Annotated in this window: 12 protein-coding genes; 8 read left to right on the top strand and 4 right to left on the bottom strand. The window is 56.6% G+C overall.

What is annotated here, in order from left to right:
- The first annotated feature begins 198 nt into the window (after positions 1–198).
- Together ACR3EH_RS21640 and ACR3EH_RS21635 are read left to right on the top strand one after the other, a co-directional pair.
- Positions 199–1,704, top strand: a complete 1,506-nt coding sequence (locus tag ACR3EH_RS21640) for an AMP-binding protein (protein ID WP_253762177.1) — start codon at positions 199–201, stop codon at positions 1,702–1,704.
- Positions 1,705–1,800: 96 nt separating this feature from the next.
- Positions 1,801–2,646, top strand: coding sequence for an MBL fold metallo-hydrolase (locus ACR3EH_RS21635; protein ID WP_171676481.1), 846 nt, complete (start codon positions 1,801–1,803; stop codon positions 2,644–2,646).
- Positions 2,647–3,572: 926 nt separating this feature from the next.
- Here the strand turns inward: ACR3EH_RS21635 and ACR3EH_RS21630 are convergent.
- Complete coding sequence (locus ACR3EH_RS21630) at positions 3,573–3,932, bottom strand: ArsR/SmtB family transcription factor (RefSeq protein WP_171676479.1); 360 nt, start codon at positions 3,930–3,932, stop codon at positions 3,573–3,575.
- A 93-nt stretch (positions 3,933–4,025) separates the two neighbouring features.
- Here ACR3EH_RS21630 and ACR3EH_RS21625 point away from each other — a divergent pair, with 93 nt between their 5' ends.
- From ACR3EH_RS21625 to ACR3EH_RS21600, 6 genes are all read left to right on the top strand, one after another.
- Positions 4,026–5,027 carry a succinylglutamate desuccinylase/aspartoacylase family protein gene (locus tag ACR3EH_RS21625; protein ID WP_171676477.1) on the top strand — a complete coding sequence of 334 codons (1,002 nt, stop codon included), beginning with the start codon at positions 4,026–4,028 and terminating at the stop codon, positions 5,025–5,027.
- Position 5,028: 1 nt separating this feature from the next.
- Positions 5,029–6,006: a threonine ammonia-lyase gene (locus tag ACR3EH_RS21620; RefSeq protein WP_171676475.1), complete on the top strand. Its 978-nt coding sequence runs from the start codon at positions 5,029–5,031 to the stop codon at positions 6,004–6,006.
- Complete coding sequence (locus ACR3EH_RS21615) at positions 6,003–6,668, top strand: aquaporin (RefSeq protein ID WP_171676473.1); 666 nt, start codon at positions 6,003–6,005, stop codon at positions 6,666–6,668. Before ACR3EH_RS21620 ends, ACR3EH_RS21615 begins: the two co-directional genes overlap by 4 nt.
- Positions 6,661–7,851: a MalY/PatB family protein gene (locus ACR3EH_RS21610; RefSeq protein ID WP_171676471.1), complete on the top strand. Its 1,191-nt coding sequence runs from the start codon at positions 6,661–6,663 to the stop codon at positions 7,849–7,851. The genes ACR3EH_RS21615 and ACR3EH_RS21610 overlap by 8 nt, the downstream gene beginning before the upstream one ends.
- Positions 7,848–8,558 carry an arsenical resistance protein ArsH gene (gene arsH, locus ACR3EH_RS21605; RefSeq protein ID WP_171676469.1) on the top strand — a complete coding sequence of 237 codons (711 nt, stop codon included), beginning with the start codon at positions 7,848–7,850 and terminating at the stop codon, positions 8,556–8,558. The genes ACR3EH_RS21610 and arsH overlap by 4 nt, the downstream gene beginning before the upstream one ends.
- 265 nt (positions 8,559–8,823) lie before the next feature.
- Positions 8,824–10,560 (top strand): adenylate/guanylate cyclase domain-containing protein, encoded by a 1,737-nt coding sequence (locus tag ACR3EH_RS21600; protein WP_171676467.1) that lies wholly within the window; start codon positions 8,824–8,826, stop codon positions 10,558–10,560.
- Positions 10,561–10,779: 219 nt separating this feature from the next.
- Here the strand turns inward: ACR3EH_RS21600 and ACR3EH_RS21595 are convergent, their stop codons facing one another.
- The 3 genes from ACR3EH_RS21595 to ACR3EH_RS21585 form a co-directional block, all read right to left on the bottom strand.
- Positions 10,780–11,196 (bottom strand): MBL fold metallo-hydrolase, encoded by a 417-nt coding sequence (locus ACR3EH_RS21595; RefSeq protein WP_253762175.1) that lies wholly within the window; start codon positions 11,194–11,196, stop codon positions 10,780–10,782.
- Positions 11,197–11,275: 79 nt separating this feature from the next.
- Positions 11,276–11,884, bottom strand: a complete 609-nt coding sequence (locus ACR3EH_RS21590; protein WP_171676466.1) for a hypothetical protein — start codon at positions 11,882–11,884, stop codon at positions 11,276–11,278.
- A complete protein-coding gene (locus tag ACR3EH_RS21585; protein WP_171676464.1) occupies positions 11,853–12,782 on the bottom strand; it encodes a homocysteine S-methyltransferase family protein in 930 nt (309 codons plus the stop codon). Before ACR3EH_RS21585 ends, ACR3EH_RS21590 begins: the two co-directional genes overlap by 32 nt.
- Between the last annotated feature and the right edge of the window lie 93 nt (positions 12,783–12,875).

The raw sequence follows: 12,875 nt of genomic DNA, 5'->3' as shown, positions 1-12,875 counted from the left end.
TTCGACCCATTTGAGTGCAAGGTAACTGAAGGGCTGCATTTGGAGGAATGCGTTTTGATGGGATCGAATTCTGACTCTGGGACTCCTCGAGACTACTCCAAAACGGCCGAGAACTTTGACCTGGACCTTGCAAAGTCCTTCTTTTCAGGCAGTTTTAGCGACGGGATCAATGCATGCGTAGAATGTTGTGACGCCCATTTGCAGGGCAATCCCCTGGCTTTGAACTGGATTGCATTGGACGGGCACCATGAGACACGCAGCTTTGTAGAGTTGCGCGACGAAGCTGCGCGTTTTGCCAACTTGCTGAAGAAACAAGGCATCCAACCCGGCGACATTGTGGCGGGTCTGTTGCCGCGGACCCCGGATCTCGTGACAGTTGTTCTCGGCGCCCTCCGGGTTGGTGCGGCCTATCAGCCCTTGTTTACAAAGGCCATTCAGGATCGTTTGACCATGAGCGGTGCGAAGCTGGTTGTCACTGACGCCGCGAACCGCAAAAAGCTTGGCGGAGTGGAAGATTGCCCGCCAATCGCGACTATCGCAAACACCCCGCAAGAGCTTGTTGCCGGAGACATTGATTACCGCCGGACAATGGCAGCGCTATCGTCGGAGTTCGCCCCAGTTTTGCGGAACGGCGATGATCTGATGTTCATGATGGCGACCTCTGGAACTACAGGCCCCGCAAAAGGAGTGCCCGTGCCCCTAAAGGCTCTGACTGCTTTTCGATCTTACATGGTCGAGGGGATTGGCCTGCAGCATGAGGATGTTTTCTGGAACATTGCAGATCCGGGCTGGGCCTATGGTCTCTACTATGCAGTGATCGGCCCGCTCCAATTGGGTCATGCAACCACTCTGGTCGAAGGGCCATTCACTGTGGACAGTACATATGACGTGATTTCGAAATTGGGCGTGACCAACTTTGCAGGCGCGCCCACTGCGTTTCGACTAATCATCGCCGCCGGAACCGAACGCGCGTCACAGCTGCGCAATCAGATCCGCTGCATCAGCAGCGCGGGAGAGCCATTGAACCCCGAAGTCATCCGCTGGTTCAAGTCCGAACTGAATGCGCCGATCAAAGATCATTATGGGCAGACCGAAACGGGTATGCTGGTGAATAACCATCACGGGCTCGAACATCCGGTTCGTCCGGGATCGGCAGGCTATGTGATGCCGGGATACAGGGTCGAGGTTTTGGCTGAGGATGGCAGCATTGCCGATCTCAATGAGCCAGGTCAATTGGCCGTCAACATTGCGGAGTCACCTCTCTTGTTCTTTGGCGGCTACCTGAACAAGGGCAACAAGTCGATCGAAAACGGATACTATCTTACTGGGGACACGGTGGAGCGGGATGAAGACGGCTGTATCACGTTTGTTGGTCGGAACGACGACGTTATCACCTCTTCGGGTTATCGCATCGGACCGTTTGACGTTGAAAGCGCTCTGATTCAACATCCCTCTGTGACGGAAACGGCGGTCGTAGGCGTTCCTGACAAGGAGCGGACCGAAATAGTGAAAGCGGTGGTCGTACTGGCGGAGGGCAAAGAAGGTACTGACCAGTTGGCTGAAGAGCTGAAGGAGTATGTCAAACAGCGCCTTTCTGCGCACGCCTATCCTCGGCTTATCGAATTTGTCAAAGAACTGCCAAAGACACCCAGCGGCAAAATTCAGAGGTTTCTGCTTCGACAAGCAAGTGTCGGCGCCACGTGATCGAGCCTATCGGATACAAGCTACGTTGTTTAACGGCATGGCAAATCTGCTGGGCAGAGAATGGCGGTTTCAGCATAGTAAGAAAGGACACCAGTCATGTTGTGCAAAGTAGGTGATGTTGAAGTCTGGCGTATTCTGGAAATCCATGCTCCTTTTCTGACTGCGGAAGAGTTGTTTCCCACTGCGGGGCCAGATGTCCGGGCTATTGTCGAAGCGCATGTTCCCGGCGGTGTTTGTGTGCAATCCGGGCAGCTGATCCTGCCGATTCAGGGTTTTCTGCTGAAAACACCCACGCATAACGTCCTGGTCGACAGTTGCGTCGGCAATGACAAAACTCTGCCGCGGCGACCCGACTGGCACAAGCGATCAAGCCAGCGATTTATCGCAAGCCTTACGGCGGCAGGGCTGGATGTGGGGGATGTCGATTATGTTCTGTGTACCCATCTGCACGCCGATCATGTCGGCTGGAACACGCGCCTCGAGGACGGGCGCTGGGTTCCGACCTTTCCGAATGCGCGCTATCTGATGCCTGCGGCAGACGAGGTCTATCAACGCGAGGATAACAGCGATCTCTACATCGAAAGCGTTCTGCCCGTCGTCGAAGCCGGGCAGGCGGAACTGGTGGAGACCGGACACAAGCTTGGCGACCATGTCACTCTGATCCCCACGCCAGGCCATACACCCGGCCATGTCTCGGTCGAAATCACCAGTGGTGACCGGCGCGCTCTGATTACCGGTGATGCAATCCATACAACCGCCCAGTGCTGGCATCCCGAGTGGCATTTTACGTTTGATTCCGATGCTGAGATGGCCGTGACATCCCGTCGGAAACTGTTGGAAAGCGCCTCGGAAACAGGATGTATTGTGCTGGGAAACCACTTCGCTTTGCCGTCTATTGGTCGGGTGAAGGCGGACAACGACGCGTTTCGCTGGGAGGACTAGCCCAGATTGTATTTTGATGTACGCGGGTCTGTTGTCGGATGGAGGCTGACGTGAAAGTTTGACGCGCTCCTCAGCTTACAGGCAATGATCGGCTAAACTAAATCTCGAACCCATTAGGCTATGTCACATTCCCTTGAATTCTTGTTTCACAAGCTTTCTCTATTCACCATTTTGTGAAAGCCTGAGGCGGTTATGAGTGACAGAGTGTGCAATTTTCAGAAAACAGTGGTTCTTTCTGAACTCCAATCAGCTCTCTTGGGCGGAATTTGTCATCACTGTGAGGTGACAAGTTCGGAACTGGCCAAGCGTGGAGAGGTGCTGGAAATATGTGGTCAAGAGTACTGTTTCGATTATGAAACCGGTGTGTCCACGGAGACTGAAATTTTGTTGTGCCCCGGCTGTCACGAGGCAAACCATCTGGACGCGCAGCAACAACATAACCCTTGCCACATCTCTGCAAGACGCAGCCGAGAAGAAGTGAACTACTCGCCAGGCTCTTGAGACGAATGATTGGAAGAACGGTAGCTGGTTCATTTTCGGTAGTCCGCCAGGCCGAGATCGTCCCACACCCAAATGAAATCAAAGTCTGCAAAAGGAGAGCCGGTCTGGCGCGCGTTGCGGTTTTCGATTGTCTGTCAACCGCGGTGAGAAAATCGGCCACGGGGCAGAGCAAAAGTCGGCCACTGTTGGGGTGACCGGCGCCTTATCGCACCAATACTGATCGTAGCCGCGTTGATCATCGGCGAGTTCAAGCCTTGAAATGGTCTTGTCAGAAGAACTTGCGTTGAGGCGGGCAGGGGGTATGAGCAATCATAGAAATCAAAAATGCTGCGCCCTTCACGAATGGCTGCTCTTGGGAAGCCAGCCAGTGAATTCTGGAGGATGGCCAATGTCGGCTCTGGGCCGTCCAAGTAAGGCCGGGCTACTCACATATCTATTTGGTCTGAAACGCCTTCGTCTCCGGCGCTAAGCAACGTCAGAATGTCCTGGCAGTTATCTATACGTCCACCGCAGCAGTCCGCCAGGAGAAAGCCGACGACGCCGTTGATCGCAGGTAGATGTGCAGCGTAGCGGATTTCACGTTGGTTACGGGTGCTTGTCAACAAACCGGCGCGTTTGAGGATGGCAAGATGGCCTGATAGTGTCGAAGGCTTCGCATCGAGCTGCTCTGCAATTGTCAGCGCGGGAACACCATTGGGCGACGCTTTCACTAAAAGCCGAAACGCAGCCAATCGTGTCGGATGGGCGAGAGCGGCAAAGGTGTCGATAGCGGAGTTTTGGTCCATAATTCGTCAATGCCCGAAATATCGAAGCTTGACCAGTGGGCAAGACTGCAATACCCCAAAAGCCAATTCGGCAATCGCCGAAATGAGGGGCGCATGAGCGGAACATCGATCACATCGGAAGTTGATTTTGAGGCGATGGGCAAACAGCAGGGCTACCTGCGGGTGCCGCATTCGGTCCATCGCTCCGCCTATGGGTGGATCCCGTTGCCGATCACTGTCCTGCGCAATGATGACGGACCGACACTGGTTGTTTCAGCCGGCGTGCATGGAGACGAATACGAGGGCCAGATCGCGGTGGCCAACCTTGCGCGCCAGCTCGACGCGTCCGATATCCGCGGACGGCTGATCTTGCTGCCGATGGTGAATCTTCCGGCCGCAGAGGCCGGTTGCCGAGTGTCCCCAATCGATGATGGCAACCTGAACCGGCTTTATCCGGGTGATCCGAAGGGAACGCCCTCTGAAATGATTGCGCACTATCATGAGGAGGTAATCCTGCCCTTGGCTGACTACGCGGTCGATCTGCATTCCGGCGGATCGTCTCTGATCTATCCCTCCACCGTTCTGCGAGGTCCGTCCCATTCGCCGGAAGAAGAACAGGGTTTGTCGCTGCTGACTGAGGCCTTCGATCTGCCTTATGCGTGGGTGTTTACCAGTGGCGGTGGAAAAGACAGTTCAGCGCGGACGGCCATGGGGGCTGCCAACCGTAAGGGCGTCGTCAATGTCATGGCGGAACTTGGTGGCGGCAACTGCGTAACGCCGGACATTCTGCGCCAAACAGAGAGGGGGCTGCGACGGATCCTGCACGCCCTTGGTATGTTGCCTGGCCATGAACCCGATGAAGCGCAGGGCACACGTGCGCTCAATGCGAAGGGCTCTGTTTACGCCTACGACGCAGGCCTGTTCGAGCCGCTGAAAACCATCGGCGACGCTGTCGTCTTTGGCGAGGTCATCGCGCGGATCCATCATCCCGAAACTCCGGGCCGCGCCCCGGATGAGGTTACATCGCCCTACGACGGCATCGTTCTGGCGAAGCGCGCCATGGCACAGGTCAGGCGTGGTGATGCGCTCTATCAAATCGCGGCGGAGGCGGGTTGATATGGGGCGGCATCCGGTATCCCTCAGTGACATGCGCGAGGCAGCGACCGCCTTGGACGGCGTGGTGAGCCGCACGCCGCTGCTGGAAAACCCGGATGTGAACGCGATGCTCGGAGGGCGTCTGCTGCTCAAGGCCGAGAATATGCAGCGCACCGGAGCTTTCAAAATCAGAGGTGCCTATCATCGGCTTTTGAACCTGACGGATGAGGAGCGGGCGAGGGGCGCGGTGTCCTATTCCTCCGGCAACCACGCGCTCGGGCTGGCGCAGGCGGCCGCGATCATGGGAACCTCGGCAGTGATCGTCATGCCGTCGGACGCGCCCGAGGCCAAGCAAGCCGCCGTCCGGGCCATGGGGGCCGAGATCGCAACCTATGACCGCGACACACAGGACAGCGCGGATGTTGTGGCGCAGATCATCGCCAATACTGGGCGGATTGAAGTTCCCCCGAGTGCGCACCCGCAAATCCTGGCCGGGGCGGGAACCGCTGCTTTGGAAATTATTGAGGCCGCGGGCGGGCCGATTGATGCAGTCCTAATCCCCTGCGGCGGCGGCGGGCTCACGGCGGCGACGGCTGTGGTCATGGCAGAGGCCTCACCCGGAACCGAAGTCTTTGCCGCCGAACCAACGCTTTTCGATGATACGCGCCGCTCGCTCTCAACGGGCAAACGCGTGCCGAACCCAAAAGGCCAGCGAACCATCTGTGACGCGATCATGACGCCGATCCCCGGCGAGATGACGTTTGCCATCAATCGCGACCTTCTGGCCGGTGGCGTGACCGCCACGGATGACGAGGTACGGGGCGCTATGCGCTTTGCGTATCAGCAATTCAAGATCGTGACAGAGCCCGGCGCGGTGGTGGGTCTGGCCGCCATTCTAAACGGACAGGTGCCGATTGAGAACCGCACCGTCGCGACCGTGATCACGGGTGGCAATATCGACCCCCTGCGCTTTGCACAGCTTTTGGAGACACCCCAATGACCCTTGATCGCCGCCTGATGGCCGAATGGCTCGGCACCTTTTCCCTGCTCGCGACAGTCGTCGGTTCCGGCATCATGGCCGAACGACTGGCAGGCGGCAACGTGGCGGTAGCCCTGTTGGGCAACACGATCCCCACCGGAGCGATCCTCGTTGTGCTGATCACCGTGTTCGGGCCTATCTCGGGTGCGCACTTTAATCCTGCCGTGACGCTGTCCTTTGCCTTGCGGCGCGAGATCGCCCCAAAAGAAGCCACTCTCTATGTCATGGCGCAGATCTTCGGAGGCATCATAGGCGTGCTCGCGGCGCACGTCATGTTCGAACACCCGTTGATTGATGCCTCTACGACAGCGCGGACGGGCATTGGCCAATGGGCGGGCGAATTCGTTGCGACCTTTGGTCTGATTGGCACAATCCTTGCCTGCATCAAGGCGCGCCCTCAGGCGGTGCCGATGGCCGTTGGGCTATATATAACGGCGGCTTACTGGTTCACGTCTTCTACCTCTTTCGCCAACCCTGCCGTCACCATCGCGCGCGGGTTCTCGAACACTTTCGCTGGAATTGCGCCGGGAGACGTCGCCGCTTTCATTGCGATGCAGCTGGTCGCGGCTGTCCTCGCGACATGGTTCTTCCGCTGGATGCTTGAGGACGCGTCCGATGGCTGAGTTTGACTTTGATGAAGTGATCGACCGGCGCGTGGTTCCCGGTTTGAAGCACCATAAGATGGTACTGGGCGAGGACGGGATGGATCTATTTCCGGCAGGTGTCGCTGATATGGATTACCGCGTAGCCCCTTGCATCACTGATGCAATGGCAGAACGCGCCGCGCACGGCGTGTTCGGATACGAAACCGTGCCGGATGGCTTGATACCTGCGTTAACCGGCTGGCTGGAAAGCCGACATGGCTGGATAGTCGATCCCGCCCATATCCTGCGCTCGCCGAACATACTCAATGCGCTCTCCATGGCCGCGAACCTGTTCACCGAAGTGGGTGACGGGATTATCGTGCAGCCGCCCGTCTTCTTCGATTTTGCGGATATCATCGCCGAGAACGGCCGCGTTCTGGTCGAGAACCCTCTGATCCTGGAAGACGGTCGCTACCATATGGATTTTGATGGGCTGGAGCGGGCCGCGTGCGATCCACGGGCGCGCATGCTCTTTCTGTGTAACCCGCACAATCCAGTGGGCCGTGTCTGGACCCGAGATGAGCTTGCCCGGCTGGGTGACATCTGCCGCCGCCATAGTGTTCTTGTTGTCGCGGACGAGATACATGGCGACATCACCTTTCCCGGCCATGCTTATACGCCTTTTGCCAACGTGTCAGAGGCGGATGCTCGCAACGCAATCATCTGCCTGTCGCCCGCCAAGAGTTTCAATATCGCCGCGTGCTGTTTGGCCTTCACAATCGTCCCTGATGAGGCCCGCCGACAGGCCTTTCAGGCCGAAAATAGCCGCCTCACGGTCAATAAAAACAACGCCTTTGCCTCTGTCGCCATGCAGGCGGCCTACGCCGAGGGTGGCCCATGGCTGGACGCTGCAAACCGGTACATTTTGGGCAACCTCGCTCTCGTGCGCACCCGTATCGCAAAGCTACAAGAGGTAAAGTTGATCGAGCCAGACGGCACGTTTCTGCTTTGGCTCGATTTCAGGAAACTGGGCCTCAAGCCGGATGAGCTAACAGCCGTTCTTCGCGAAAAGGCCGGTTGGGCAATTACGCGAGGCATCGTTTTTGGCCCTCAAGGGGCTGGATTTGGCCGCATGAACATTGCTTGCCCAAGAAGTAAACTTATCGCGGCGTTGGAGACTCTGGAACGCGCAATGGCCGAGCACCGAAAGGACGCAACATGACCGACACGCCTCAGTTGTCCGAAGATCATTTCCAGCCATTCGCCAACGACCGGTTGTTTGCCGAAAAACGATCAACTCATGGACCGCGTATCTTGTTACTCTACGGCTCGCTCAGGCAGCGATCCTTCAGCCGACTAATGACCGAGGAAGCCGCACGTGTTTTGGAACGGCTTGGTGCGGAACCTCGCAGCTTTGATCCGTCCGGACTGCCGCTGCCGGACGATGCCGACGCCGACCACCCGAAAGTGCAGGAACTACGAGATCTCGTCACGTGGAGCGAGGGCATGGTCTGGTGTTCTCCAGAACGCCACGGTGCCATGACCGGTATCATGAAGTCCCAGATTGACTGGATACCACTGTCCATTGGCGCAGTGCGCCCGACACAAGGCAAGACACTGGCGGTCATGCAGGTCTGTGGCGGCTCGCAAAGCTTCAACGCCGTCAATCAGCTTCGCGTTTTGGGGCGCTGGATGCGGTGCCTGACTATCCCGAACCAATCTTCGGTTCCGAAAGCGTTTCAACAGTTTGGCGACGACGACAGAATGAAGCCGTCCTCATATTACGACCGCATGGTCGATGTGATGGAAGAACTGGTGAAGTTCACGTTGCTGACCCGCGACGTGTCTTCTTACCTCGTTGATCGCTACAGCGAACGAAAAGAAACAGGCGAAGCGCTGATCGCGCGGGTCAACAGAACTGCAAGTTGATTTGCTACCTAAGACAGCAACCAAAGTCCGCTTTGGTGAAGCTGCGCCGCGGCATTAGCCCGTCCGCTCAAGGTCTGGTTCGGGCCGCAGCATTCCGCTGACACGAGTTGGAGAAAACAGCTGTATTGAGCCCCGAGCTTGCCTTCAAAGCGATGCGATATTTGCTGGCTTAGAAGTTTCGCTTCAACGGTGCTGAGATTGCGGCGTCGTCCGCTTGTCGCCTGAGACATAGCCATGAGCTTAACCCTGGGCTAATCTGAGGTTCATGGAAAACAGCAAACCGAAGCGGCGACTTGCCGCCATTTTGGCCGCTGACGTCGTTGGCTATTCGAACATGATGGGCGAAGACGAAGCAGGTACGCTTGCTCATCTGAAGGATTGCGAGAGAAAGCTGATCCAACCCACCGTCGGCGATTTTCTCGGAAGCATCGTCAAGAAGATGGGAGATGGATACCTCGTTGAATTTCCGAGCGTTGTTTCAGCCGTGCAATGCGCGATTGAATGGCAGGAGCAAATGGAAGGCCCGCTGGTGTTTCGCATAGGCATTAACTTGGGTGACGTAATTGTCGAAGATAATGACTTGTTTGGTGAAGGGATCAACGTCGCTGCCCGCCTGGAGGCACTTGCGGAACCGGGTGGAATTTGTCTTTCCGAGGATGCATGGCGTCAATCGAAAGGAAAAGTTGAGGCACAGTTTGAGGATCTTGGTTCCAAGCACCTAAAAAATATAGCTGAACCGGTGCGTGTGTATCGCTTGACAACCGGTGCACGCGCTTTCCCCGATGAACTGCAAAAAGCAGCACGACGCAACGATTCAAATTCGACCTGGAAGCCTCCCACCGTTCTCCTTTCACCGTTTCGACACCAGGGTGCCAGCATTGACGCAGAAAGCCTGGCCTCAGGGCTGACTGAAACCCTGGGCTCGGCGCTTGCCCATTTTGAGGAGTTCGAACTCATAGATCCCAGTAGCGCTAAGCAGGCCATCGCAAACTCCGGAGCTCTCGAAGCCGGTCGTCGGCTTGGAGCCGAATTCGCGCTAGAAGGCATGGTACAGGTTGCTGTTCAAAAGGCACGCATAAGTGTGCAGCTTGTGAAAGTCTCCAATGGTCAACGGGTTTGGTCCGACACACTCGACCGCAGCCTTGATGATGTCTTTGAGCTTCAGGATGGCATCACCGCGTTGGTCGCATCCACAATGAGCGATGCGGTCGGTGAGGAGCAGGCGAAGGCGATTGCCGAGAAACCGGATTCCGAGCTCTCGCCTCATGAGCAGGTTGTGCGCGGTCTTCAGCTCCTTCACCGGGTCAATCCCAAAGACAACGAAGTCGCCAGAGGCCACTTCGAGAACGTATTGCAATCAGATCCCAAGGGGCTTTGGCCCAAGCTCTGCCTTTGCTGGACATATGCCATAGAACTGGCCGGCGGCTGGCCGTCAACGCGAGCAGATGCACTCGAGTTCACCCTCAACGAAATGATCGATCTAATGCGCCGCTATCCGCGTTCTGCTCACATTCACCGGCTTATGAGCCGCCTGCGCTATTTCGAAAGCGATTACGCAAAAGGCGTGGCCCATGCCGAACGGGCCTACGAATTAAACCCATATCATAGCGACATGATGATCGCACTTGGCCTTGCGCGATTGTGGAATGGTGAGCCGGAACAGGCCTTGGTCCATCTTGAACGTGCATTTGCAACAAATCAGTATGCGCCTGATGTCTTCAAAAATTACTTATCGCTTGCCTATTTCCTACACGATCGCAGTGACGACGCACTCAAGATCCTGGCAAGCAGCGAGGGCGGGCAGACGATCACAAGACTTTACCGGATACTCAACTTGGTAGGATCCGATCAGGTTGAGGAAGCAAAGACAGAGGCACAGTCGTTGCTTGGCGAATACCCAGACTTTCGCCTCGACCGCACACAACTAATAAATTCGTTTCGGCGTGGTGAGGATCGCACGCGTGTCGTTGAAGCCTTGCGGACGGCAGGTCTGCCGGGATGAGCCATTGGGGCCAGGGCGGAAACCATCCTCAGACAAAGAAAGGAGATCAAACACCAGACAATCCAGAAATGCCGCTTGCTGCATCAAAACAACGCGGCATAGATTGAAACTACAGCGAGCTTGATCCTCCAAAACCAATCAAACGCTCGTGTTCCAAATCATTCGATGACGGACAGGGGAGAAGTGCTCTTCGAAATTGAGGCGGAACCCCTTCTGTGATCAGCGATAGAATTCTGGTGCTTTTTTCAGTTCAGGCCATTGCTCTGGACAATGTCCATAAATCACGAAGGCATCCCGCTGGGATGCCAGACGCATGAGTCGGTCCGCGCTTGCAATCGCGCCCTGCTCATCCCATGACCCCGCGAACTTCTCGTCGATCTCCGCGGGCCGGGAGATTGCATCGCTGGTCAGCAAGAATACACCCGATGGAAGATCAACCATTATGGCGATCTGACCCGGTGCGTGTCCGGGGGCTACCAGCACTGTAAGACCAGGTCCGATTCCAACATCGCCTTCAACCTCAAAATAATTCCGATTGGGCCATTCCAAGGGTTGGACATCGCCCCAATAAAGCGGTCGCGGTAAGGCCCGTTCTGTGGCTGATATTAGGATAACTGAGATACGTTTGCTCGGCATGCAACTGGCTTGGTTGTGCAGTTGGCGGATCGCATCCGATCGGAGTACGGTCCGCGACAAAGGCGACCCGTTGAATCGCCTAAAATCCCTTGTCGGAATCAACGATCTCGAATGTCATTTCTGACGGCTCAACTGCCCATTGTGCATTCTGGCGCAGCCAGGCGGTGCCCCCGATGTTAAAACCTGAGATGTGCAGAATTGTATTTCTGGTCGCACTTGGCTGACCAACGATCTCGACTCCGCGCGTGACTAGTGTCTCGCCGCTTGTGAAGCGGAAGACTTGCACAGTCGATATCCTGAGCCCCTTGTTGGCTTGCATGCCATCGGTGATATACCAACCGCTTGCTAACCATGTGCCGATCACCTTGTCGGCAAAGACCGGTTGACCGCTGGCGGAGAAGCCATTGCGGTCATCTACAATTGTGCCAGCGGGATATATGACTCCGTGATCAACAAAGCTGTGGAGTTGACCTGCACCATTCTTCAACTCTTTCGGAGCTGCAAACGCAGGCCCCGCCGGTTCCTCTACGACTTGAAAAACTGTGGGAGGATCGGCGTTCGCCTGTGTGAGGAACGCGGTGGCAAGTGCTGCCGCGATTGGCAATTTCCCTGATCTAAACACGATATTTCCTTTCCATTTTGAACGACTGGTCGCCCTAGGCAATGGCAGCAGTGATTTCTTGGACATGGCGGTGATCGGTGCCGCAGCATCCGCCGACCACGTTGAGATTGGGTAGGAGTTCCTTCAATTCGACATAGAGACCTGCCAATTCGCGTGCATCGCCCTCATCAAGCTCTTCTGCCTCATCCAATTCGGCATGACTCAAGCGCGACGCATTGGCCCGGACTGAATGGATACGCGACAGCCAATCGTCGTTGCCGCGCAGCTTGTCCGAGAAATGGTCGGGATGGGCGCAATTGACCATGTAATAAACGGGCGGTGTGTCGCAGGCGGCGTCGACGGATTCGATGGCTTCGCCCAGCGGTGTGCCGTCCGGCAGACGACCGTCGGTTTCTACCGTAAAGCCGATGACGCAGGGCAACCCAGCCTTGGCTGCGGCCCGTGCGATGCCTATGGCTTCGTTCGGGTTGGTCATGGTAATCGCCGACACCATATCGGCGTTTGACGTTGCGAATGCCCCGATCTGAACGGCGTGATAGGCCTCGGCCTCTTCCATAGTCATTGTTTCGCCGGGCACATAGCCATCACCGCGTGGCCCGATATTGCCGCTGACAACGACAGGGACAGAGGCGTTCGCGTTGGCGCGCAGGTCCGACAGTAGTGCGATGGCTTCGCGGTTGATCTCGACGATGTCCGACGCCGAATAGCCAAGGCGTGCGCCCCATTCCGGGCTTGCCCTCCAGGTCGGGCTTTCAAGAATGACGCCCATGTCGCGTTCCTCGCCGAGTGCGATGAAGGGTTTGAAATAATCGGCCAGGGCCTGGCGGCCCGCATCCGAACGAACGGTTTCGAAGGAAGCGAATTCCCGCAGCTCGGTTCCATTCTTGAAGATCAGCCAGGTCTCAAGACCGGCATCGGTCAGAAAGGTCTGACCATTGAGTTGCGGCAGGTTGTTGCGGAACATGTTTCTCTCCTGAATTGCTCGACGGGCGGTTGCCCGGCGTGATGCGAGAGAAATTGCAGAAGATGCGTGACCTGACCGGTAGGAATGGCGTGA

This window comes from Ruegeria sp. BG7 (assembly GCF_056535685.1).
Note: the sequence above shows the minus strand (reverse complement) of the source record. Positions and strands in the feature narration are given on the sequence as shown.